This window comes from Mesorhizobium sp. YM1C-6-2 (assembly GCF_003666685.1).
In the GTDB taxonomy this organism is placed as follows: domain Bacteria; phylum Pseudomonadota; class Alphaproteobacteria; order Rhizobiales; family Rhizobiaceae; genus Mesorhizobium_K.
Genome location: NZ_RCIZ01000009.1, coordinates 42,299 through 65,375, shown reverse-complemented (window position 1 = coordinate 65,375; position 23,077 = coordinate 42,299). Strand labels below are relative to the sequence as shown.

Sequence of the window (23,077 nt, the reverse complement as noted above, 5' to 3'; positions counted from 1 at the left end):
ATGGAAACCCAGGTCTTCGGCGGCGAGCACCACACCGGCCGCATCGCCCGGCCGCTCTGGAACGCCATGTGGAACGGTTTCCGCTGCCGCTGCCCGAAATGCGGCGAAGGCAAGCTCTTCTCGGCCTTCCTGAAGATCGCGCCGGCCTGCGATCGCTGCGGCGAGGAGTTCCATCACCACCGCGCCGACGACCTGCCGGCCTATCTGGTCGTGGTCATCGTCGGCCATGTGATCATCGGCGCCTTCATGGGTGTCGAGGCCAACAGTTCGCTGTCCACCTGGCAGCATCTGGCGATCTGGGCGCCGCTGACGGTCATCATGTCGCTCGCCCTGCTCCGCCCGGTCAAGGGTGCGGTCGTCGGCCTGCAATGGGCGCTCTACATGCACGGCTTCGGCGGCGAGACCGACGCCATCGACACCCATCCGGAAGCCTAGGCGCGTCCCTGCGGACGCGCACTGCGCACCATTCTGAGTCCTTGAAACTGCCCGCCGGAACGCCGGATTGTCCGATCCCGGCGTCAGCGCGTCCCGCCCGGCCAGGGATATTCGAGCTGCGTGGCGACGAATTCCGCCGTCCGTGTCCCGTAGCGGGCGGCAATCGCCCGCAGCGCCTCGTCCAAGGCAAGCGCCGGCCGCTCGGCGATTTCAGGCAGCGTCTGCCCCTCCGGCCAGCCGGCCGCGACCTCGTCCGGCAGCACGCGCAAGCCGTTCCGGGTTTCCACGGCGCCGGCGTCGCCTGCGAAAGTCACCGCCCGCGACCGGTAGGTCCGCGACCATGCGTCCGCCACCAGCGCAAGCGACACTTCGTCGACCCCGGGCGCGAGCTCCAGGCCGAGCTTCTCCCGGTTCCAGAAGGCGAGCGTGTTGCCGATCGCCGTCAGCGCGAACTGGCGCGTCAGCTGGAAGGCGCGGCTGTCGTGCCGCGCATCCCAGTCGGCGAGGCCGAGATCCTCGGCGACCGCCTGCGCCTTGTCCCGGCCGGCAATCGCCTCGATCAGGGTGAGCGACATCGGCATCGACGCGGAGATACCGGTCGTCGTCGCGACGCCGTCGTCGACCACCAGCCGCCGGTCGGCGACATACTGCATGCGCGGGTTCTCCTCGCGCAGCTCCTCCAGATAGTACCAGTGGGTCGTCGCCTGCCTGCCGTCGAGCAGCCCCGCTTCGCCCACGACCTTCGCTCCGGCGCACACCCCGATGACGATGGCGCCCTTCGCCGCCTGGCTGGTGATCCAGTTGAGCGCCGCCGGGTCGTCGTCGCGGCTCATCGCCGGCACGATCACATAATCGGCGCCGTCTGGATGCTGCGCGTCGAACTCGGCGGTCGTCGCCTGCGGCTCGACCCGCAGCGCCGGGTAGAGCGTCACCGGTCCCGGCTGCGTCGCCAGCGCCACCACATCGGCGACGTCGGCGCGCTTCAATATGCCGTAGGGCATGAGGTAGTCGGTGGTTTCGGTGGCGTCGTTGATGCCGATGATGGCGATCAGCGGACGCTGGCGCTTCGGCGGCTTGAGGCTCGCGACGGTGGCGTCGGTCTCCTGCCTGGCGATCGGCGGCGGCGCTTCCGTCCGTTCCGCCGAAGGCAGCGACAGAAGCCAGCCCGCGCCAAGCGCCGCCAGGAGCGCGACGACGCCCAGGCCGCTCCACAATGCGAGACGGGTATTGAAGACCATGTACTTTTTTCTCGCCGAAATGCCGGAGAATTGCATCCCCGGCGACCCGAATCCCGCCGGACGAATTCCATCCGGGTCTTTAATGAACTAGGGTAACCCCATGGATGGAATGAGCAAAGCCCAAGTGGATAAAGCCGACGCACGCGACAGGGCCCTTGGCCCCGGTCCGCTGCGCCCCCGCGACGCCGCCACCCTCGTCCTTCTCGACCGCAAGGGCGGCGACTTCCATGTGCTGATGGGTCGCCGCCACATGCGGCACGCCTTCATGCCGGGCAAGTTCGTCTTTCCGGGCGGCCGCACCGACCCTTCCGACAGCCGCGTCGCCATCGGCTCCGGCCTGCATCCGCACGAGGAAGCGAAGCTGACTGCCGGCGTTGGCCGCACCAGCCTTGCGCGCGCCCGCGCCATCGCGCTTTCGGCGATTCGCGAAACCTATGAGGAGGCCGGCCTTCTGATCGGCGAGAAGGCACCCTTCGTCGCCGGCAAGGCCGAATGGCAGGCGTTCGCCGACCATGGCGTGCGCCCCGCCCTCTCGGGCCTGCGCATGATCGCCCGGGCGATCACCCCGCCCGGCCGCGTGCGCCGCTTCGACACCCGTTTCCTCAGCGCCTGGAAGAGCGACGTCGCCGTCGAGTTGCCCGAGGGCGGCCCGACCAACGAGCTCGAGGAACTGGTCTGGCTGCCGCTTGGGGATGCCAAGAACGCCGACATACCCGACATCACCCGGGCGGTGCTGGGCGAGCTTGAAAAGCGGCTGGCCGAAGACCCGCAGCTTACGCCGGGTGGTCCGACGCCCTTCTACCGCATGATCAGGAAACGCTTCGTCCGCGAATTGCTCTGAAGGCCCGGAGCCCTGCTCCAGGACGATCACTGCGACTCGGGCGTCAGTTCCCTGACCTCGAAGCGGGACAGGTTGAGCTGGGTCTTGGCACGGCCGGTCTGCGCGGCGGCCAGTTCGAAGCCGACCAGCGAGCCGCCTTCGGGCGCCATCGCCTCGAACTCCGCCACCGGGCGGTCGTTCACCTTGAAGGTGACCATGTTGCCCTTCATCACCGCCGAGATCTCGAACTTGTCGCCGGCGGCGAATTTGCGGCCGCCCGGCAGCGCCGTCCAGTTCACCGGGGTCAGCCATTTGTTGTTCTGCAACCGCTGCACGCTGTAGATGCCGACCAGCGGGGCCACTTCGAAGGCGTAGTAATTCTCGAGGTCGACGCCCCAGACGATCAGCCCGACATAGGGCTGCGTCTCGCAGCGATCGGCCTCCGTGCAGTTGTAGGTGACCGAATAGGTCGCGCAGGCGACGGCATTGTCGAAGAAGCCCCACTGGCTGATCGCGCGCTTGACCGTGCCGGCGGGATAGTCGGTCGACAGGCCCTCGCCGTCGACGCGCTCGAGCTTCGGATCGATCGCCACGCCCCAGGCGCGGTTCAGCTTGTTGAAATTGTCCTCCATCAGCACCTTGCCGCCCTCGCAGGCAAAAGCTGCCGCTGGCGCCAGCAGCAAGCCCGCCGCCACCGCAGCCGCACTCAGGAAAGCTCTCAACATACGCGTCCTCTCAAGGCTCCTCCGCCGCCCGCCGCGGCGCTTTCCCGGCAACAATAGCATGTCCGGCGGTCACGCATAGTCTCGCTCCGCGCTAATACAGCAGCCGGACCGGTCTTTCGGCGAAGCCACGTTGCAAGACCAGGCATGCGTCAGCTTCCGACCCCATTGTCGCCGTTCGGGGCGTTTCCGTCGCCGCCCGAAACTTGCCGTTCGTTAAAATCCGCCACCGCAGAGCTGGGCCGACTTCGGACGGCCCGGTTACCGAAGCGGTCGGGGAAAACTGTTGCTCTAAGGCGAGCCTTCGGCGAGGTGCCCCCTCTGCGTGCTTTCAACTTGACCGCATCCTCGACCTCCAGATAGCGTCGAGAATCAACGACAAGGAGCAGGATGTTGTCGGCTGCTACTTTGCCTAGAAGAGGCTGCTCTTTCGTCGTAACGGCCATTGCGATTCTCACCTTGGCTCCAGCGGCCATAGCTTCCGGATCAGACCCAACCGGACCTTTGCCTCAAACCGACAGATTGTCGGAAATGTTCACATGGTGGAACCAGGCAATGAAGACGCCCGGGGCATTCACCGCCGAAGCATTCTCAGAATATTTTACCGATGACGCGCCGCTCGTCATCGACGGCAAGGAAGTCATGCGGGGGCCTGAGGGCTGGGCGGATCGCTTTCGAGCCATTCAGGCCGCCACCGACGCCGTGGAGATCGTCGTCCCTTTCAGGCACGTATTCCAGAGCGGTGACCAGATCTACACCTACCACATCATCCGCAGCCGGGCGCAGGGCAAGGTCTCGTGCATGCTGGCGGCGGGCCATGCCGACCTTGTCGACGGCAAGCTAGGTGCCGTGACGCTGGTGCGCGCCGAAATCGATCCGGCTTCCGATCCGGACTGCTGGCGCGAATAGCGCAACCACGCCGTCACGCAATCCAACGAGGACAAGAGCATGCGCCTGAATCCAATCGCCCTGTTCGCGATGGCCGCCATCGCGGGCGCTGCGCCGCAATCCGCTATCGCCGAGCCCAAAGCCCTGATCGCGGCGGGGTATGTCGATGTGTTGAATGGCGACTTGGTCCGTGACGCGGTCATCATCGTCGATGCCGGCCGCATCGTCGCCGCCGGCCCGGCGTCGGAAACTCAGATTCCGGACAACGCCAAGCAGATAGATTTGCCCGGAAAATGGCTGATACCCGGCCTGATGAATGTGCATGTCCATCTGGGGCTGATCCTGCCCGGGATCCAGATGCTCGAACTGGCGGGCGAAAGCGAAGCGGCGCTGGCGCTGCGGATGGCCGACAATGCCTACAAATCGCTGCTCAGCGGGGTGACCACCATCCGCCTGACCGGAGAGTTGAAACACGCCGACCTGGCCGTGGCCCATGCGATCGCCCGCGGGCAGTTTCCCGGCCCACGTATCTTCACCGCCGCCGAGATCGTCAGCATCACCGGCGGCCACGGCACCACGCTGGAGCCTACCAATGACGGCCCCTACGAAGTGCGGAAGGAAACCCGCAGGCAGATCAGGGCCGGTGCCGACTGGATCAAAATCGCCATTACCGGCGGGATCGGCACGCCGGGCGGCGGCGTCCAGCAGGGTCTCATGATGCCCGACGAGATCGAGGCGGCAGTCGAAATCGCCACCCGGCACGGCATCAAGGTGACGGCGCATTCCGGCTCGTCCGAAGCAACACGCGAGGCGGTGGCGCTCGGGGTCAAGGGGATCGAGCACGGCTACTTCCTTGACCGCGAAGTGCTCCAGTTGATGCATCAGCAGGATGTCTGGTTCGTGCCAACCATGATCGTCAGCCAGCCAGCGACCTTCGAGTTCTTCAGGCGCATCGGGGCGCCGGACTGGTACATGGCGCGGGTGAAGGAGGTCGGCGTCGATCACTGGAACGCGATGAAGATGGCGGTCGAGGAGAACGTGAACATCGCACTTGGCAGCGATCAGTTCCCGTTCGAGCCGAATGACGGCACCACGGCGACGATCCGGGAGGCCGAATATTATCTTGAAGCGGGGATGAGCCCGCTCGAGGCGTTGCAGGCGGCGACGATCCAGCCGGCCAGGATGCTCGAGGCCGATGCGGACACTGGCTCGATCACGGTGGGCAAATTCGCCGATATCGTCGCGATCGACGGCAACCCGCTGGAGGATTTCAAAGCCCTGCGGTCGCTGGGATTCGTGATGAAAGGCGGCCATGTCTACCGCAATGACTGGGGCGACGACGATGCGCGGACCGTGCCACTTCCCGACGAAGAGGCCGGGGACGGGCACTATCACGATCCGTTCTGAGCTCGCTCGAAGGCGCGTTGTCGCCGAAGCTCGTTGACTCGGTGAAGGTCAGCTTCTCGACGTTGCCGCCCGAAACCCTCTAGTCTGCAATCCACCCCATACTCGCCGTTCCGATATGACTCTGATTATGCCGAACTACCGCATGGCCGAAAACCGGCATATCAGCCGCCAAACACGACCATACGGCATAATGCGTCCTATGCCGTCGGCATAAGGGCCAATGGATCCGCGCTGAAGTCCTGCGCGACCCGCGATTCTACCTCATCTGCCTGGGCGTGCTCGCTCCCGCCTTCGTCGGAACGGCCATCTTCTTCCACCAGGTCTATCTGACCGAACTCAGGGGCTGGCCGCTCGAACTCTTCGCCAGCGCCTTTGTCGTGATGTCGGCGACGACGGCGGCCTTCGCACTGCTCGGCGGCTGGCTCATCGACCGCTTCTCCGCGGTCCGGCTGCTGCCGCTTTTCCTGCTGCCGCTGGCGCTTTCCTGTTTTGCGGCTTCCTAGCTGACGGCGCCTTTCGCGATCTTCGTCTTCATGGCCCTGCTTGGCATCAGCTACGGCTTCTCCTCCACCCTCGAAGGCGCGATGCGGCCGGAAATCTACGGGACCGACCATCTCGGCTCGATCCGCTCCGTCGTGGTCGCCGCGATGGTCCTGTCGTCGGCCGTGGGTCCTGGCGTGACCGGTTATCTGATCGACATCGGCGTCGACCACTCGCTCCAGTTGGCGTCGATGGGGGCCTATGCCCTGGCGGCGACGGTCCTCATGTGGAAAGTGTCCCGGAGCCTCGCCAGGCGCCACGGATGAGGCCCCGCTGCCCGCAATTCGCCCGAAATGCCCGCCAGAACACACGCCCGAACGCTCCATCCGGATGCCCGCCCCGGTTGGGAGGCTGCTCCGTATGCGGCCTTGGCCTCACCATTTCCTGTCGCCGCGCATTGACACTGCGTCCGATTTAGGCGACCGGCGTCCCATCCCGAACCGTCCCCCGAATTCGGCATAGCCGCCCGTACATGCACTCACCCGCCAAGGACCCCGACAAGCTGCATTGGCTGCCCATCGCGGCCGCCATTTCCTCGATCTCGGTGGTGGGCATCGCCATCGGGCTCGGCATGCCGCTGCTCAGCATCATTCTGGAGACGCGCGGCGTCTCCGCGACGATGATCGGCGCAAATACCGCCGTCGCCGGTCTGGCGTCGATCGCCGCAGCCCCGCTCGCCACGCCGCTCGCGGCGCGTTTCGGCGTCGTCTGGACCATGCTCGGCATGATCATGCTCGGCGCCTTCGCCTTCCTCGGCTTCCATTTCGCAACCAGCTTCTGGATGTGGTTTCCGCTGCGCGTGGCGCTCCACATCGCGCTCACCGTGCTCTTCATCCTCTCGGAATTCTGGATCAGCACCTCCGCGCCGGCCCGCCGGCGCGGTTTCGTGCTCGGCCTCTACGCCACCGTCCTGTCGCTCGGCTTCGCCGGCGGGCCCTGGCTTTTCGCGCAGATCGGCAGCCAGGGCTTCCTGCCCTTCGGCATCACTTTCGTTCTGGTCACCCTGGCGGCCATCCCCGTCCTCGCCGCCTGGCGCGAAAGCCCGGACATCAGGGCGGGGAGCGAGGACGAGACGACCGGCTTCCTTCGCTTCATCTGGCTGGTGCCGACCGCCACCGCCGCCGTGCTGGTCTTCGGCGCGGTCGAGACCGGCGGCTTCGCCCTCTTCCCGGTCTACGGCGCCCGCATTGGCTATACGGAAGCCGACGCTGCGCTGCTCCTCAGTATGATCGGTCTCGGCAACGTCATGCTGCAGATCCCTATCGGCATGCTCTCCGACCGCATCGGCGACCGCCGCCATCTCCTGCTCGGCTGCGCCGTGGTCGGCCTCGTCGGCACCGTCCTGATGCCGCACCTCTCCGCCAACTGGCACGTCATGGCGGCGTTGCTCTTCCTCTGGGGCGGCGTCGTCGCCGCCCTCTACACGATCGGGCTCGCCCATCTCGGCTCCCGCCTGTCCGGCCGCGACCTTGCCTCGGCCAACGCCGCCTTCGTGCTCTGCTACGGGCTGGGCATGGTGCTCGGCCCGCAGGCGGTCGGCATCGGCATGGACCTCTTCGGCACCAACGGATTCGGCTGGTCGCTGTCCCTCTTCTTCGCCGCCTATGTCGCGCTGGTCGTCTGCCGCCTCATCCCCGGCCTCAGGCGGCATCTCGGCTGAAACGAGCCTCTATTCCGGACCTTGGCCGGTTCCCCGGCCCTCGGGGTTGAAGATATCGAACCGCCTCCATTGTCATGAACCGGACATCCACTTGACTTTCGGGCAGCGATCTTTATGTGTCGCGCCAAGTTTTCCGCGGCAGGGCCAAGGTCCGGACCAGCCCCGCGTTCAGGCGGCATGAACTCCAGACAATCCAACGGACGAAAAAATGGCCAAGGCTGCAAAACTCAAGATCAAGCTTCTGTCGACCGCCGATACCGGTTTCTTCTATGTGACGAGCAAGAACAGCCGCACGAAGACCGACAAGCTGTCGTTCCGCAAGTACGACCCGGTCGTCAAGAAGCACGTCGAATTCAAGGAAACCAAGATCAAGTAAGATCGGGGTCATTCCTGAAGATCAAAACGCCGCCTTCGGGCGGCGTTTTTGTTTGGCCTATGGCTTTTTGAAACCCGGCGGATGCTTGTGAACAAATAAGCGCCGGTCCGGCCGTCCGTTCAGCGCAACCCGTTGCTTCCGCGCGGCTTTTTGAATGCGCGATTTGCCGGACAGCGTTTTTTATCCACGCCGCGCCCGTACAGGCCGATTTCTCGGATTCCGGATTATCAAGCATAAACAATGCGCTCTGAGGGTTTCAGAATGCATTGCAGGAGATGGGAATCGAGGGGGCCGGTCGGCGGTTGGCAGCGGTACGAGGAGGCCACTATGTGCCAGCGCCGGCCGGCCGACCCCACGGACCCAGGAGATGCGGCGGACCTGAGCATCATGGGGTATCTGTCAGGCGGTACGGCTCGTCTTTTCCTCGTCCCGGCGCCTGCTTGATGAAGGCACCTTCGCGCAGAGACGCTTGGAAATCAATACTTTCTTAACCAACCCTCGCGAATCGCTTGGGTTAAGGTAAATTCTGGAAAAGCCTGTCTTGACGTGGTTTTTGCTTGCCGGCGGCTCACGCTGCCCTGGCGACCACCCGGTTGCGGCCGCCGCTCTTGGCCTCGTAGAGCGCGACGTCCGCCCGCTTCAGCAGTTCGGCCACGGAATCGACGCCGCGCTTCAGCGACGACACCCCGACGCTGACCGTCACAGGGATGCTTACGCCGTTGATAACAAAGGGTAATCCGGCGATTTCAGCCCGCACCCGCTCGGCCACCTTCTCGGCGACCGCCCCCTCGGTGTCGGGCATCACCACGACGAATTCCTCGCCGCCGAACCGGCAGGCGAGATCGATGCCGCGCACATTCTTCCTGAGCCGCCGGGCGAATTCGCGCAGCACCTCGTCGCCGCCGTCATGGCCATAGGCGTCGTTGATCGACTTGAAGCGGTCGAGGTCGGTGATCATCAGCGACAGCGGCCGCCGCCGCGCCACCGCGCGCTCGAACAGCGTATCGAGGTGGCTGTCCAGGTAGCGGCGGTTGTGCAGGCCGGTGAGGCCGTCCGTCACCGCCATCTCGATCGTCTGCGTGACGCTCGCCCGCAGATGGTCATTGTAGCGCTTGCGCCGCACCTGCGTGCGCAGCCGCGCGGTCAGTTCCTGCCGGTCGATCGGCCGGGTCAGGTAGTCGTTCACGCCGAGCTCCAGCCCGCGCAGGATGCGGTCCTCCTCGCCCTCGTCCGCCAAGAGGATGATCGGCACGAAGCGGGTCCGGTCGAGCGAGCGCAGTTGCGAGCAGAGGCGCAGCGGGTCGAACTCGGCGAAGCCCGTGGAGACAAGCACGCATTCATAGGGCTCCTCCGCCGCCTGGAAGAAGCCGACATGCGGGTCCGCCACGACGTCGACCTTCGCCGTCTTGCCCAGCATGCCCGCGATTCTGGCGCCAGACGCCTGCCGCTCGTCGATGAGCAGAACCCTCGGCACCGCCTCGCTCGCCGGCTGCCGGCCCGACAGCAGCTCTTCGATGCCGATGTTTCTCGTGGTCGAAGCGCGCAGCCTGAGTTCGTCGGTCAGCATCTTCAGACGCACAAGGCTCCGCACCCGCGTCATCAGTTGCAGGTCGTTGACCGGCTTGGTGAGGAAATCGTCGGCGCCGGCCTCCAGCCCGCGTATGCGGTCGGACACGTGGTCGAGCGCCGTCACCATCACGACCGGGATATGCGAAGTCGCCGGGTCACCCTTCAGCCGTCGGCAGACCTCGAAACCATCCATGTCGGGCATCATCACGTCGAGCAGCACGACGTCGACCTTGCCGTTCTCGCAGCTTTCCAGCGCCTCGGCGCCATTGCCGGCGGTCAGCACCTCGAAATATTCGGCAAGCAGCCGCACCTCGAGCAGCTTCACATTGGCCGGGATGTCGTCGACGACGAGGATGCGCGCAGTCATCAGGCGTCACCCAGATAGGACTTGATCGTCTCAATGAAGCGCGGCACCGAGATCGGCTTGGAGATGTAGGCCTCACAGCCGCCCTGGCGGATGCGTTCCTCGTCGCCCTTCATGGCGAAGGCCGTCACCGCGATCACCGGAATCTTGTGGAGGTCGTCGTCCTCCTTCAGCCAGCGCGTCACGTCGAGGCCGGAAACCTCCGGCAACTGGATGTCCATCAGGATGAGATCGGGCCGGTGCAGCCGCGCCAGATCGAGTGCTTCCAGCCCGTTTCGCGTGCGCACGGTCTCGTAGCCGCTGGCCTCGATCAGGTCGCGAAAGAGCTTCATGTTGAGCTCGTTGTCTTCGACGATCATCACTTTTTTCGGCATCGACTTCCCGTTTCAGCCGCCCTAACCGATCGGGCAGGCATCGCCGCAACGCCTCTCAGGGCGTCAAAAACCCCGTGGTGACATTACGCCAAGAACATTGACGAAACGCAAACCCATAGGCTCGAAGGCAGTCTTTCCGGCATATTGCGGCCGCCGGAATCGATCTTGCGCCTAGGACTTAGGATAGGTACTCGAATCGCGAACCGAAAGGCTAGGACAGCATGACCGACGACCGCCAGAAACACTGGAATGCCGAAGCGCTGGCAATCCGGGCGCTCGGCTTCGTCGCCGCCGACCCGGAACTTCTGCCGCGTTTCCTGGCCATCACCGGCATCGAGGCGCAGGCGATCAGGCAGGCGGCGCGAGAACCCGGCTTCCTCGCCGGCGTGCTGCAGTTCATCGCCGCGCACGAGCCGACCCTGCTGCGCTTCTCCGAGGAAACGGGCATCCCGCCGCAGCAGGTTTCCCGCGCCCTGCGCGCGCTGCCTTTCGGCGACGACAGCCACGACCGCTCAGCTTGAGCATTTCCTGCGGGATTCAAAGGACATAACGCATCAACGGCCGGCCGGCCTTGCGCTCCACGACACGCGCAAAGCCGGCCCTCTCGAAGACACGCGTCGAGCCGACGAACAGGCTGATGGAGCGCGAATCCTTCGACAGATCCATCGGGCACGCCTCGACAAACCGCGCGCCACTGTCTCTGGCAAACGCAAGCCCGCCTTGCACCAGTTGGTGGGTAAGGCCCCGGCCCCGAACCCCGGTGCGCAGAAAGAAGCACGAAATCGCCCAGGCTGCCGGATCGGACGCGTCGGCAGGATCGACGGGCGCCGAACCCCTGCCGGCATTGTTCCATTCAGGCACGTCCGCGCGCGGCCCGATCTGCATCCAACCGACGGCCCGATCGCCTTCGAAGGCGAGCAGGCCAGGCGGCGGCCCGCGCTCGATCCGCGCCCTGATATGCTCCTTGTTGCGCTCGCGGTTGTTCTCGCGCCGTGTCGCCGGCGGCAACCGGAAATGCGTGCACCAGCAGCCGTAGCAGGCGCCCTGCTTGCCGAACAAATCCTCGAAGGCAGGCCAGAGATCCGGCGTCAGCGGCGAAATGGCAACAGGCATGGCAGCATCCTCCCGTACCGCCTTGCCCACGGGCGCACGGTGCAATAACATTTGCAATGTTCTCTTTATGTTCGCAGTGATGGCGGCCCCTGTCAACGATCCCGAGCACGGTTTCTGCCGCGACTGCCTGACCCTGCAGGCGAACGAGAAGCCGCGCTGCGACCGCTGCGGCAGTCCACGCCTTGCGCGCCACCCCGAACTTTACCGGCTGCGGCTTGCCCATATCGATTGCGACGCCTTCTACGCTGCGATCGAAAAACGCGACAATCCCGCGCTGAAGGACAAGCCGCTCATCATCGGCGGCGGAAAGCGCGGCGTGGTATCGACCGCCTGCTACATCGCCCGCATCAAGGGCGTGCGCTCGGCCATGCCGATGTTCAAGGCGCTCGAAGCTTGCCCCGAAGCCATCGTGCTGCCGCCCGACATGGAGAAATATGCGCGCGTCGGCCGCGAGGTGCGCGGCATGATGCAGGCGCTGACGCCGCTGGTCGAGCCGCTGTCCATCGATGAGGCGTTCCTCGACCTCTCGGGCACGGAGCGGCTGCATGGACGTCCGCCAGCGATGGTGCTTGCCGACTTCGCCCGCAAGGTCGAGAGCGAGATCGGCATTACCGTCTCGGCAGGCCTTTCCTACTGCAAGTTCCTGGCAAAGGTCGCATCGGACTTCCGCAAGCCGCGCGGCTTCTCGGTGATCGGCGAGGCCGAGGCGACAGAATTCCTCGCCGAACAGCCGGTGACGCTGATCTGGGGCGTCGGCAAGGCGTTCGCGGCGACGCTCGAACGCGATGGCATCCGCATGATCAGCCAGCTCCAGAAGCTCGACCGCGCCGAGCTTATGCGCCGCTACGGCTCGATGGGTGACCGGCTCTACCACCTTTCGCGCGGCCAGGACGAGCGCGTCGTCTCGGCCGACCGGGACGCCAAGAGCGTGTCGGCCGAAACCACTTTCGACATAGACCTCGCCTCGCCGGCGGACCTGGTGCCAGTACTGCGTGCGCTGTCCGAGAAAGTCTCAGCGCGGTTGAAGAAGGCGGGCATTGCCGGCCGCACGGTCGTGCTCAAGCTCAAGACGCAGGATTTCAGGATCCGTACCCGCAACCGCCAGCTCGGCGATCCCACAAGGCTGGCCGACCGTATCTTCCAGACGGGCCTGCACCTCCTGGAGAAAGAGGCGGACGGCACCAAATACCGGCTGCTCGGCATCGGCGTCAGCGACCTGACCGGCGTCGAGAAGGCCGATCCGCCCGATCTCGTCGACGTCACCGCCCGCAAGCGCGCACTGGCCGAAGGCGCCATCGACAGCCTGCGCGAAAAATTCGGGAAGACGGCGGTCGAGACCGGCTACACCTTCGGCAGAGGCCGCAGTGCGAATCCGCCGGAATTGCTCGACCGGGACGAGGACTGACGCCGGCGTTCAGGAGCGGCTGAGGTCGATCCTGCCGGTGACGACGGTCCGTCCCGTCTTCGGATCGACGTCCGTGGTGGTGAGCTTCATGCCGTCTTCGCCCACCTTCTCGACTTTCATCTGCGCCTCTCGATCGCCGTTGACCGACTTGGCCCAGCGTATCGACAGGTCGAAGCCAGTGCCTGTCCGCCTGCCGGACAGGCCGGCTGACCCGGTCGTCGAGCCGACATAGGAGCCCGACACCCCTTCCCCGTCGGTCTTCAGCTTGACGCCGATCCGGCGGGAGACGACGACCATGCCGCGGCATTTGCCTTCGAGCGACAGGCTGGTCGGCGACGTTGCGGCGTCAAACGCGCAAGCGACCGACATCGGCGACGATCCGGCCGTGATGCGGAATTCGCCCTTTCCGCTCCAGCTTCCGGCGAAGGAAGCGAGGAATGCCTCGTCGTCGGCCAAAGCCGGCGAAGCGGACGCAGTCACTGCCGCTGCGAGCAGAATTCCGAAAGCTTTGGTCATGGCGGCCTCCGAGAATCAGACGCTGAAGAAGGTCGACGCGCTTCTCGCACGCATGTTTGACAGGCGTGTGTAGGCCGATCTCCGTCTGGCCCAGACGATTGGTCTCTTCAAAGGGTTGCGAGCGAGCGCGTCGCTTGCCACAGAACCCGGCATGACAGAGACGCAATCGACAGTCCGGGCGGCGCTGTGGATGGGAGGCTCGATCGCCTCCTTCGTCACCATGACGGTCGCCGGCCGCGCGATCATGCCGGAGCTCGACGTTTTCCAGGTCATGGAGATGCGCTCCGTGATCGGCTGGTTCATTCTCCTGCCGATGGTTTTCGCGGCGGGCGGTTTCGCGGCGATGCGCACTAGGCGGCCGCTGCAGCATATCGGCCGCAACGTGGCGCATTATGCCGGACAGTTCCTCTGGCTGCACGCGCTCACCATGATCCCGCTCGCCGAGCTCATCTCGATCGAGTTCACGACGCCGGTCTGGGGCGCGCTTCTGGCGGTGCTTTTCCTCGGCGAACGCATGAGCCTGCGCAAGGCGGCGGCGATTCTGTTCGGCCTCGTCGGCGTCTTCATCATCGTGCGTCCCGGCGTCACCGAGGCCGACCCGGGCCACCTGATCATGCTGGCGGGCGCCGTCGGCTTCGGCATAGCCCTGGTCATGGTGAAGTCGCTCACCCGAACCGACAGCGTGGTCGCCATCATCTTCTGGATGCTCATCATCCAGTCCGTCATCGGCCTGGTTCCAGCGATCGCGGTATGGCAGGCACCAGAGCCGTGGATGTGGCCCTGGATATTCGTCATCGCCTTCACCGGCATGTCGTCGCACTTCTGCATGGCCGGCGCGCTGAGCCACGCCGAGACGATGGTGGTGATGCCGATGGATTTCCTGCGGCTGCCGTTCTTCGCCCTGACCGGTTTCCTGCTCTACAACGAGCGGATCGATCTCTATACCGCGATCGGCGCGGCGCTGATCCTGGCCGGCAACCTTTTCAACATCCAGCGCCGGGCGCGCGAGCCGGAAATAGCGACGTCCTGAGCGTCACTCCCCTTCGTCGGGTATCTTCAGCAGATGGCCACATGCCTTGCAGTGAACGGCGTCCGGCTCGTGACGGCGCAGCCCGCAGCTTGGACATTCGAAGAATACCTTAGCCGGACGAAAGACCGCCTGCGCCAGCTTCACGAACAGCGAGATACCGACGATCATGGCCACGATCGATGTGAGCTTGCCGGCAGTGCCAGGCAGCGTGATGTCGCCGAAGCCGGTGGTGGTGATCGTCGCCACCGTGAAATAGAGCGCGTCGACATAGCCTTCGATGCCGGCGCCATCCATGAAGAAGAAGGTGTAGACGAAACCCGTTACGATGAAGAGGAAGGTGACGAGGTTGACCACCGCGACGATCGGCTCCCGCCATTTGAGCAGGCCGCGCTCCTCGAGTGGGGTCAACAGCGCCCGGCTATGCGCCAGCGACCAAAGCCTGAGGATGCGCAGGAAGCCGAGATTGGCGAGCGCCTGCGGGAAAAGCAGCGTCGCGAGGATGAAGATGTCGACCCATGAGGTCGGCTGGCGCAGCAGCCTCAGCATGTCGGTGGAGGCGAGCAGCCTGGCGATCATGTCGAGCGCGACCACCGCCGCGACCGAATAGTCGATCCACAGGAAGGTCGGCGTTTCCGACAGCACCGGCGTGGCGATGAAAAAGGCGATGATGGCGAGGTCGATGACGATCACCGCCACCTGGAAGCGGACCGCCGCCGGCGTGCGGCCGTGGTAGAGCCGCCGCAAGGTGTCGCGCAGCTTGGCAAGCCCGGTCAGGGGTTTTTCACTGTCAGCCTGCGTCGCCACCATGAAAGCCCCCCTCCGCGCCGCCGGACGGGCAGCCAAACTACAAACGCCTTGGCGTGAGCGAGGTTGCCTATACCAGCTCCACCTCGACGACGCCCGGCACCGCGCGCATGGCCGACGCCACTTGCGGCGAGATACGATAACGGTCCTGGAGTTCGATTTCGACCTCGCCCTGGCCCTCGGCCTTGATGACGATGATGCTGACGCGCCCATCTCCGCGCTGCGTCAGCTGCGACTGCAAGGTCGGAGCCGGCCGGTCGTCGCGTATGAATACGCGCATGGCCTTCTGGGACTGCGAGGCGGCCTCGTCCAGCGACTGCACGGTCCCGATGCGCATGTTGATGCCCTCGGGCCTGTCCTCGGCCGATACGGTGATCACCAGCGACTTGCCGGGCTCCAGCATGTCGCGATACTGGGCGAGCCCCTCGGAGAAGAGCACCGCCTCGTACTGGCCGGACGTGTCGGAGAAGTTGACGACGCCCATCTTGTTGCCGGTGCGCGTCTTGCGCTCCTGCTTCGAGGTCACCGTACCGGCCAGCCGGCCGGCGGTGGCGCCCTGCTTCACGGCCGCCGAAAACTCCGCATAGCTCTGCACCCGCATCTTCTTCATCGCGGCGCGGTACTCGTCGAGAGGATGCGCCGACAGGTAGAAGCCGACCACCTGGAACTCGCGGTGCAACCTGTCGGCCGGCAGCCACGCGGCCGTCACCGGCAGATGCAGCTTCGGCTGGCTGGCAGCCGAGCCGCCGAACATGTCGGTGATGCCGAGCGCCGCATCCTCGTAAGCGCGCGAGGCAAGGCCCATCATGCGGTCCAGGCCCGCCATCATGGCGGCGCGGTCGTAGCCGAAGCAGTCGAGCGCTCCGGCCATGATCAGCGTCTCGAACACACGCTTGCCGACGACCTTGGGATCGACCCGCTCGCAGAAATCCTCAAGGCTGGCGAACTGCCCTTCCTTGCGCTTGGCGACGATGTGCTCGACAGCGGCGTCGCCAACGCCCTTCAACGCGGCCAGCGAATAGAAGATCTTGTTCTCGCCGACTTCGAAATCGCGGAAGCTGGTCTTCACCGAAGGCGGCACGACGTCGATGCCGAGCCTGAGCGCATCCTGACGGAAATCGGCGAGCTTGTCGGTGTTCGACATGTCGAGCGTCATCGACGCGGCAAGGAACTCGACCGGATAGTGCGCCTTCAGGTAGGCCGTCTGGTACGAGACGACCGCGTAAGCGGCCGCGTGCGACTTGTTGAAGCCGTAGTCGGCGAATTTGGCGAGCAGGTCGAAGATGAAGTCCGACTGCGGCTTCGACAGCCCGTTCTTCACCGCACCGTCGACGAAGCGCACGCGCTGCGCGTCCATCTCGGCGCGGATCTTCTTACCCATGGCGCGGCGCAGAAGGTCTGCTTCGCCCAGCGAGTAGCCGGACAGTTCCTGCGCGATCTGCATCACCTGCTCCTGGTAGACGATGACGCCCTGCGTCTCCTTCACCAGGTGGTCGATCTTGGGATGGATCGAGGCGATTTCCTCCTCGCCGTGCTTGCGCGCATTGTAGGTCGGGATGTTCTCCATCGGACCGGGACGGTAGAGCGCGACAAGCGCGATGATGTCCTCGATGCGGTCCGGCTTCATGCCAACCAGCGCCTTGCGCATGCCCGCACTTTCCACCTGGAAGATGCCGACCACCTCGCCGCGCGACAGCATGGCGTAGGTCTTCTCGTCGTCCAGCGGTATGTGCGCCAGGTCGATCTCGATGCCGCGCCGGCGGATCAGCTTCACCGCGCGATCGAGCACGGTCAGCGTCTTCAGGCCGAGGAAGTCGAACTTCACCAGCCCGGCGTCCTCGACCTTCTTCATGTTGAACTGCGTGACCGGCATGTCGGAGCGCGGATCGCGGTACATCGGCACCAGTTCCGACAGGGGTCGGTCGCCGATCACGATGCCGGCGGCGTGGGTCGAGGCATGGCGGTACAGGCCTTCGAGCTTCTGCGCGATCTCCAGCAGCGTATTGACGATCGGCTCCCTCTCCGCCTCCTCGGCAAAGCGCGGCTCGTTGGCGATGGCGTCGGCAAGCTTCACCGGGTTCGCCGGGTTCTGCGGCACCATCTTGCAGAGCCGGTCGACCTGTCCGTAGGGCATCTGCAGGACGCGGCCGACGTCGCGCAGCACAGCGCGCGCCTGCAGCGTTCCGAAGGTGATGATCTGCGCGACCTGGTCGCGGCCGTATTTCTCCTGCACGTAGCGGATCACCTCGTCGCGGCGGTCCTGGCAGAAGTCGATGTCGAAGTCGGGCATCGACACGCGGTCTGGATTGAGGAAGCGCTCGAACAGCAGCGAGAACCGCAGCGGGTCGATGTCGGTGATGGTGAGCGCATAGGCGACCAGCGAGCCGGCGCCAGAGCCGCGCCCCGGCCCGACCGGAATGTCGTGTACCTTCGCCCATTTGATGAAGTCCGACACGATCAGGAAGTAGCCCGGGAACTTCATCCGGGTGATGATGCCGATCTCGAATTCCAGGCGCTTCTCGTAGTCCTCGACGGTATAGCCCGGCGTCGGCCCATGTGCGTCCAGCCGCCTTTTCAAGCCTTCGCGGGCCTGGCGTGCAAGCTCATCCGCCTCCGCGGCGAGCGCGGCTTCCGCATCGGCCGCATCCGCGCCGGTGAAGCGGGGCAGGATCGGTGCACGATTCTTCGGGTAGTAGGAGCAGCGCCGTGCGATCTCGATCGTGTTGTCGATCGCCTCCGGAAGGTCGGCAAAGAGCGCCGCCATCTCCTGCTGGGTCTTCAGGTAGTTGCCGGGCGACAGGCGGCGGCGCTCGTCGCTGGCGATCACCGAACCTTCCGCTATGGCGATCAGCGCGTCGTGGGCCTCGTAGTCTTCCCGCGCCGGGAAGAACGCTTCATTGGTCGCCACCAGCGGCAGATCGTGGCTATAGGCGAGATCGACTGTCTTCGCCTCGACCACGCGGTCGTAGCCCTCGGCACGCTCCAGTTCCACGTAGAGCCGGTCGCCGAAAATCTCTTTCAGCGCGAGAAGCCGGTTTTCGGCGAGTTGCGAATGGTCGGTCTTCAGCGCCGCGCCGACTGCCCCCCGCGGGCCACCGGTGAGGCAGATCAGGCCTTCGGAAAGCTCTGCAACCCAGCCTAGCGAGGCATGGACGGGGTCCCCCGGCCCGTTGCCGAGATAGGCGCGGCTGACCAGGCGCACGAGGTTGCTGTAGCCGGCCTCGTTGGCAGCAATCAGCACGAGCGGAAACACCTCCGGCCCCTGCCGCTTGTGGTGGCTGCGGCTGGCGTCCGAACTCTCGTCGCCGAAGGATATGTCGAGCTGGCAGCCGATCAGCGGCTGGATTCCGTCCTTGACGGCATATTGCGCGAATTCGAGCGCACCGAAGAGATTGTTCGTGTCGGTGATGGCGATCGCCGGCGCGGCGTCCTTCACCGCATGGGCCACGATCTTCTTGGCCGGGAGAGCGCCCTCCAGCAGCGAATATGCCGAATGCACGCGCAGATGCACGAAAGGCCGAGCGTCGGGCTCGGGCGTTGCCGTCTTCGTCATCGCTTCACGCAGGATAGGATCGCGTGGCGGCCGCTCGCTGCTCATTCTTGCCTGTTCCGGGACTCAAAGGATTCGAGGCGCCATTGTTTCGGAATGGGACCGTCGGGTCGAGCGGAAATAGGCATTGGACACAGCCGTTTGAAGACGGCCGTCGATCCCGGGCTATTGGCTGTTACTGCCCTTGCCGAGGATATCCTGGGCCAGCGCGATCGCCGTGCGGCGGTCCGCCTCGCCGGCAAGCGAGAAGGCCTCTTCCTGCATGCCGCGGATCCACGGCTGGTCGGCGGGCGACGCCCGCTCGAGCGCCGCCGTCATCATGGCGAGCCCCCGCACCACCCTGCCGCTCTGGAAGAGCAGGTTGCCGAGCGTCGCCTGCGCGCCGGCGTGGCCCTTTTCGGCGGCAAGCTGGAACCAGCGGCCGGCCTGGCGAACGCTGGCCTTCACGCCGCCCTCGCCCTTCAGGAACATGTTGCCCATCTCGTACTGGGCGCTGGGGTTGCGATAGGTGGCGGCCGCGCGCATGTAATATTCCTGCGCCGCAACCGGGTTGGCGTGCACCGGAGTGCCGGGTATGCCGGTTTTCAGGTAGCCGGCGAGCGCCACCAGCGCGTCGGACACATAGCTCTCGTCGCGGCTGCCCGGCTCGACATCCTGTTCGACGATCTCGGAGAAGAACTTGAACGCCTCGTAGTCGTCGCGCGCCACGCCGTCGCCGGACGCATACATGCGCGCGAGCTTCCAGGTGGCGCCGATCTGGCCGTTCTCAGCGGCGTAGCGATAGGCTTCGGCAGCCTGGTCCTTGTGGCCGCTCTTGTAGGCGGAATAACCGAACTGGAAGACGGCCCAAGGGTTGGATTCGGCCTTCACGCCGCCGGCCTCGTCGAACACCTTGTCGTCGAACGCCAGCGCGCTGTCCGTGCCCGCGGCCGAAGCCGCGGCGACGGCGCCGCCGAACACGCAAACCCTGACTAACTCAAATATCCGCATAGCAATGTGTTTCTTTCGCACCCCCCGGATGGGTGACCGCCCCGTCGCGGGCGGAACCGACCGTTTGTGCATATTTCCAGATCGCGCCGGACTGGTAGTCGGTCTTGCGCGGCTTCCAACGTTTCGCCCGATCCGCCAGTTCCGCTTCCGGCAGCGCCACGTCGATCGTGCCCTTGGTGGCGTCGATCGTGATGACGTCGCCGTTCTCCAGCAGCCCGATCGGACCGCCCACGGCCGCCTCCGGCCCGACATGGCCGATGCAGAAGCCGCGCGTTGCGCCCGAGAAACGCCCGTCGGTGATGAGGGCCACCTTGTTTCCCATGCCCTGACCGTAAAGCGCCGCCGTCGTCGACAGCATCTCACGCATGCCAGGGCCGCCCTTGGGACCCTCGTAGCGGATGACGAGAACCTCGCCTTCCTTGTACTTCCTGTTGCTGACCGCCTCGAAGCACTCTTCTTCCGAGTCGAAACAGCGCGCCGGCCCCGAGAATTTCAGCTCGGACATGCCAGCAACCTTCACGATCGCACCCTCGGGAGCCAGGTTTCCTTTGAGGCCGACGACGCCGCCGGTCACCGTGATCGGCCGGTCGGCTGGGCGCACGACGTCCTGATGATCATTCCAGGAAACGTGCTCCATATTTTCGGCCAAAGTGCGGCCTGTTACCGTAAGGCAATCCCCGTGCAAGTAGCCGTTTTCAAAGAGAGTTTTCATGAGGAGCGGAATCCCTCCCGCCTCGAACATGTCCTTCGCCACATATTTGCCACCAGGCTTCAGATCGGCGATGTAGGGCGTCTTCTCGAAAATGCGCGCGACGTCGAAAAGATCGAACTTGATGCCGGCCTCATGGGCGATCGCAGGCAGGTGCAGGGCGCCGTTGGTGGAGCCGCCAGTGGCCGACACCACGGCCGCCGCATTCTCCAGCGCCTTGCGGGTGACGATGTCGCGCGGGCGGATGTTCCTGGCGATCAGCTCCATGATCTTCTCGCCGGAGGCGAAGTTGAAGCGGTCGCGCATCTCGTAGGGCGCCGGCGCGCCGCAGGAATAAGGCAGCGCAAGCCCGATCGCCTCGGCGACCGTCGCCATCGTGTTGGCGGTGAACTGCGCGCCACAGGAGCCTGCGGAGGGACAGGCCGCCTGCTCGACCTCGAGCAGTTCTTCGTCGGTCATCTTGCCTACCGAATGCTGGCCGACCGCCTCGAACACGTCCTGGACGGTTATCTGACGGCCGCGCCAGGAGCCGGGAAGGATCGAGCCGCCGTAGATGAAGATCGAGGGCACGTTGAGGCGCACCATCGCCATCATCATGCCGGGCAGCGACTTGTCGCAGCCGGCCAGCCCGACCAGAGCGTCATAGCAATGGCCGCGCATGGTGAGCTCGACGGAGTCGGCGATTACCTCGCGTGACACCAGCGACGACTTCATGCCCTGGTGGCCCATTGCGATGCCGTCGGTGACGGTGATGGTGCAGAATTCGCGCGGTGTGCCGTTGGCAGCGGCGACACCCTTCTTCACCACCTGCGCCTGGCGCATCAGCGAGATGTTGCAGGGCGCGGCTTCGTTCCAGCAACTGGCGACGCCGACCAGCGGCTGGGCGATCTCGGCGGCCGACAGGCCCATGGCATAGAGATAGGAACGGTGCGGGGCGCGCGCCGGACCCTCGGTCACGTGGCGGCTCGGCAAATCTGACTTCGAGATTACCCTGGCGTCCATTCTCTTCCTTGCCGCCCAACTTACGGCACGTTTCCCGTCGTCTGCGTCTTTGTCGCGGCGCCGCTCCGTATGGGAGGCCTTCCGGGTGCGCCCGGTTTATGGCGGCAACGGGGCAATTCGTCCGGCCGGAACCTTAGCGCAATGGATGTTGAGAGAGTGTTGCCGAAACGTCACAAATCACGGATGGGACGCAAACGTAGCGCGGCGGCAACACCGTCATCCGTGCCAAAAGAAAAGCCCGGCATTGCCGGGCTTTTTTCTTTTTCCTTTGAGGAGCTTACCACTGGATCTTGTAGCCTGCTGAAAGCGCATAGACCCAGTCGCCCCCGACGCTGTAGCCGAAACTCGCGCCTCGATCGACCACACCGGGCAACTGGGGTTGGGTTTCGGCCGACACGCTGGCAGAGGTCAGGTAGCTGATGGCGCCACCGAAACGGACTTCCCCGCCGAGCTTGTCCTTGATCGAGACGCCGGCCGCCGCCGTATAGCTGTCGCTCAGCGTGTCCTCTGTCGTCGATACGCCGCGATCCCAAGTGAAGCCAACAACGCCGGAAATGGTCTCGCTGAAGACATGCCCGATACCGCCGGTCACCGTCCAACCGTCCTTGTAGTAATATTCAAGTTCCTTAGCCCCGCCGATAGGCTGCGGAGCGACGAAAATTGTATAGTCAAGCGTGTCCAGCACGCTCCAGTCAGTCCATCGGACGGAGCCGAATGCCAGCCAGCCGGGAGCAATGCCGGACTGAAGTTTGAGTTCCAGCGACTGAGGAAGCGTTCCGTTTCCGACGGTCGGGGCCGGGCCGCCAATCATCGGATCAAGTGGCGACGTGAACGTACCGTCAGGCGTATGCTCAACTTTCGAGCGATACATGATCTGTGCGCGCAACGCGATCTCGGGTATTTCGTAGGCAGCACCTATCCGGAAGCCGGGTTCGTAGCCGCCATCGAACTTGAGCGTCCCGGTGCCGCCACCAACTATGGGAAATATATCCGCGAACTGGACAGTCTGCGAATAGCTGAAGTCCTGCAGGAAGCCGCCGCCCAGAAGCCACGCCCGGCCTTTTGCGAGATCGAATTTGTATCCGCAGGTCAGTCCGAATTCATTAGTTTCGAACCCCTCGTTTATCGTACCGGTACCATCTGCGGCCATGCCGAACAGGATGGCTTGCGGTCCATACTCCGAATCCGCGCCGAATGGCTGCGTGTAAGTGCCTGCGCAACGCAGGTCTTCCATCACATTGAACTTAATGGCAGTCGAAGGGATGGCGTATGTCTGGGTGTAATCCCCGTCGGTTGCGGGAACAGAAATCGAAGTGCCGGGGACCGTCAGAGTCTCGTACCCGCGCCGCGGCATGACCACCGTCACGCTCGCCCGCATGTTGAAGTTGCCTTCCTCGAAGATGATATCGGTGTCGGCCACGCCGCGGCTGAAGCCACCTGCTCCTGCCTGGCCAACGGCCACAAGCGTCGTGCATCCCGCAAGAAGCGCTGTGACATGCAGCCTTTTCATGGCTCTCTCCGAAATGCCCCTCCGCCAAAGCTAAATTGAATTCGTTGATTCTTCG

General features: G+C 64.7%; 22 protein-coding genes. 11 read left to right on the top strand and 11 right to left on the bottom strand.

Annotation, left to right across the window (positions count from 1 at the left end; genetic code table 11):
* A complete protein-coding gene (locus D8676_RS20210; protein WP_121582899.1) occupies positions 1 to 435 on the top strand; it encodes a DUF983 domain-containing protein in 435 nt (144 codons plus the stop codon).
* 83 nt (positions 436 to 518) lie between these two features.
* Here the strand turns inward: D8676_RS20210 and D8676_RS20205 are convergent, their stop codons facing one another.
* Complete coding sequence (locus tag D8676_RS20205) at positions 519 to 1,673, bottom strand: DJ-1/PfpI family protein (protein WP_121582898.1); 1,155 nt, start codon at positions 1,671 to 1,673, stop codon at positions 519 to 521.
* Between the two features lie 100 nt (positions 1,674 to 1,773).
* Between D8676_RS20205 and D8676_RS20200 the strand changes: the two genes are divergently transcribed.
* A complete protein-coding gene (locus tag D8676_RS20200) occupies positions 1,774 to 2,514 on the top strand; it encodes an NUDIX domain-containing protein (protein ID WP_121582897.1) in 741 nt (246 codons plus the stop codon).
* A gap of 26 nt (positions 2,515 to 2,540) precedes the next feature.
* Here the strand turns inward: D8676_RS20200 and D8676_RS20195 are convergent, their stop codons facing one another.
* On the bottom strand, positions 2,541 to 3,218 hold the full coding sequence (locus D8676_RS20195; protein WP_121582896.1) for a hypothetical protein: 678 nt from the start codon (positions 3,216 to 3,218) through the stop codon (positions 2,541 to 2,543).
* Between the two features lie 552 nt (positions 3,219 to 3,770).
* On the opposite strand from D8676_RS20195, the gene D8676_RS20190 reads away from it, so the two are divergent.
* The 6 genes from D8676_RS20190 (at position 3,771) to rpmG (ending at position 8,086) form a co-directional block, all read left to right on the top strand.
* Entirely contained in the window at positions 3,771 to 4,124 is a 354-nt protein-coding gene (locus D8676_RS20190; protein WP_210210738.1) for a hypothetical protein, read from the top strand.
* 39 nt (positions 4,125 to 4,163) lie between these two features.
* A complete protein-coding gene (locus D8676_RS20185; protein WP_121582895.1) occupies positions 4,164 to 5,510 on the top strand; it encodes an amidohydrolase family protein in 1,347 nt (448 codons plus the stop codon).
* Between the two features lie 275 nt (positions 5,511 to 5,785).
* Positions 5,786 to 6,013, top strand: coding sequence for a hypothetical protein (locus D8676_RS27725; protein WP_245426947.1), 228 nt, complete (start codon positions 5,786 to 5,788; stop codon positions 6,011 to 6,013).
* Positions 6,014 to 6,043: 30 nt separating this feature from the next.
* Positions 6,044 to 6,316, top strand: coding sequence for a hypothetical protein (locus D8676_RS27720; protein ID WP_245426944.1), 273 nt, complete (start codon positions 6,044 to 6,046; stop codon positions 6,314 to 6,316).
* Between the two features lie 206 nt (positions 6,317 to 6,522).
* Positions 6,523 to 7,710, top strand: coding sequence for an MFS transporter (locus tag D8676_RS20175; protein WP_121582894.1), 1,188 nt, complete (start codon positions 6,523 to 6,525; stop codon positions 7,708 to 7,710).
* A 208-nt stretch (positions 7,711 to 7,918) separates the two neighbouring features.
* Complete coding sequence (rpmG, locus tag D8676_RS20170; protein WP_121582893.1) at positions 7,919 to 8,086, top strand: 50S ribosomal protein L33; 168 nt, start codon at positions 7,919 to 7,921, stop codon at positions 8,084 to 8,086.
* A 568-nt stretch (positions 8,087 to 8,654) separates the two neighbouring features.
* Here the strand turns inward: rpmG and D8676_RS20160 are convergent.
* Complete coding sequence (locus D8676_RS20160; protein WP_121582892.1) at positions 8,655 to 10,022, bottom strand: PleD family two-component system response regulator; 1,368 nt, start codon at positions 10,020 to 10,022, stop codon at positions 8,655 to 8,657.
* The gene (locus D8676_RS20155; RefSeq protein WP_281034292.1) at positions 10,022 to 10,378 is read right to left on the bottom strand and encodes a response regulator; all 357 of its coding nucleotides are present in this window, start codon (positions 10,376 to 10,378) and stop codon (positions 10,022 to 10,024) included. The genes D8676_RS20160 and D8676_RS20155 overlap by 1 nt, the downstream gene beginning before the upstream one ends.
* A 236-nt stretch (positions 10,379 to 10,614) precedes the next feature.
* Here D8676_RS20155 and D8676_RS20150 point away from each other — a divergent pair, with 236 nt between their 5' ends.
* Positions 10,615 to 10,914 (top strand): DUF3572 domain-containing protein, encoded by a 300-nt coding sequence (locus D8676_RS20150; RefSeq protein WP_121582890.1) that lies wholly within the window; start codon positions 10,615 to 10,617, stop codon positions 10,912 to 10,914.
* A 16-nt stretch (positions 10,915 to 10,930) separates the two neighbouring features.
* Here the strand turns inward: D8676_RS20150 and D8676_RS20145 are convergent, their stop codons facing one another.
* Positions 10,931 to 11,506, bottom strand: coding sequence for a GNAT family N-acetyltransferase (locus D8676_RS20145; protein ID WP_121582889.1), 576 nt, complete (start codon positions 11,504 to 11,506; stop codon positions 10,931 to 10,933).
* A gap of 67 nt (positions 11,507 to 11,573) precedes the next feature.
* On the opposite strand from D8676_RS20145, the gene D8676_RS20140 reads away from it, so the two are divergent.
* On the top strand, positions 11,574 to 12,911 hold the full coding sequence (locus D8676_RS20140) for a DNA polymerase IV (protein ID WP_121582888.1): 1,338 nt from the start codon (positions 11,574 to 11,576) through the stop codon (positions 12,909 to 12,911).
* A 9-nt stretch (positions 12,912 to 12,920) separates the two neighbouring features.
* On the opposite strand, the gene D8676_RS20135 is transcribed toward D8676_RS20140, so the two are convergent.
* Positions 12,921 to 13,427: a hypothetical protein gene (locus D8676_RS20135; protein WP_121582887.1), complete on the bottom strand. Its 507-nt coding sequence runs from the start codon at positions 13,425 to 13,427 to the stop codon at positions 12,921 to 12,923.
* Between the two features lie 151 nt (positions 13,428 to 13,578).
* Between D8676_RS20135 and D8676_RS20130 the strand changes: the two genes are divergently transcribed.
* Positions 13,579 to 14,457 carry a DMT family transporter gene (locus tag D8676_RS20130; RefSeq protein WP_121582886.1) on the top strand — a complete coding sequence of 293 codons (879 nt, stop codon included), beginning with the start codon at positions 13,579 to 13,581 and terminating at the stop codon, positions 14,455 to 14,457.
* Between the two features lie 3 nt (positions 14,458 to 14,460).
* On the opposite strand, the gene D8676_RS20125 is transcribed toward D8676_RS20130, so the two are convergent.
* The 5 genes from D8676_RS20125 to D8676_RS20105 all read right to left on the bottom strand — a co-directional run bounded on the left by D8676_RS20125 (position 14,461) and on the right by D8676_RS20105 (position 23,022).
* Complete coding sequence (locus D8676_RS20125; protein WP_121582885.1) at positions 14,461 to 15,264, bottom strand: potassium channel family protein; 804 nt, start codon at positions 15,262 to 15,264, stop codon at positions 14,461 to 14,463.
* Positions 15,265 to 15,331: 67 nt separating this feature from the next.
* Positions 15,332 to 18,814, bottom strand: a complete 3,483-nt coding sequence (dnaE, locus tag D8676_RS20120; protein ID WP_245427003.1) for a DNA polymerase III subunit alpha — start codon at positions 18,812 to 18,814, stop codon at positions 15,332 to 15,334.
* A gap of 162 nt (positions 18,815 to 18,976) precedes the next feature.
* A complete protein-coding gene (locus D8676_RS20115; RefSeq protein WP_121582883.1) occupies positions 18,977 to 19,801 on the bottom strand; it encodes a tetratricopeptide repeat protein in 825 nt (274 codons plus the stop codon).
* On the bottom strand, positions 19,788 to 21,512 hold the full coding sequence (gene ilvD, locus D8676_RS20110) for a dihydroxy-acid dehydratase (RefSeq protein WP_121582882.1): 1,725 nt from the start codon (positions 21,510 to 21,512) through the stop codon (positions 19,788 to 19,790). Before ilvD ends, D8676_RS20115 begins: the two co-directional genes overlap by 14 nt.
* Positions 21,513 to 21,789: 277 nt before the next feature.
* Positions 21,790 to 23,022, bottom strand: coding sequence for an aromatic hydrocarbon degradation protein (locus D8676_RS20105; RefSeq protein ID WP_121582881.1), 1,233 nt, complete (start codon positions 23,020 to 23,022; stop codon positions 21,790 to 21,792).
* Positions 23,023 to 23,077 lie beyond the last annotated feature (55 nt).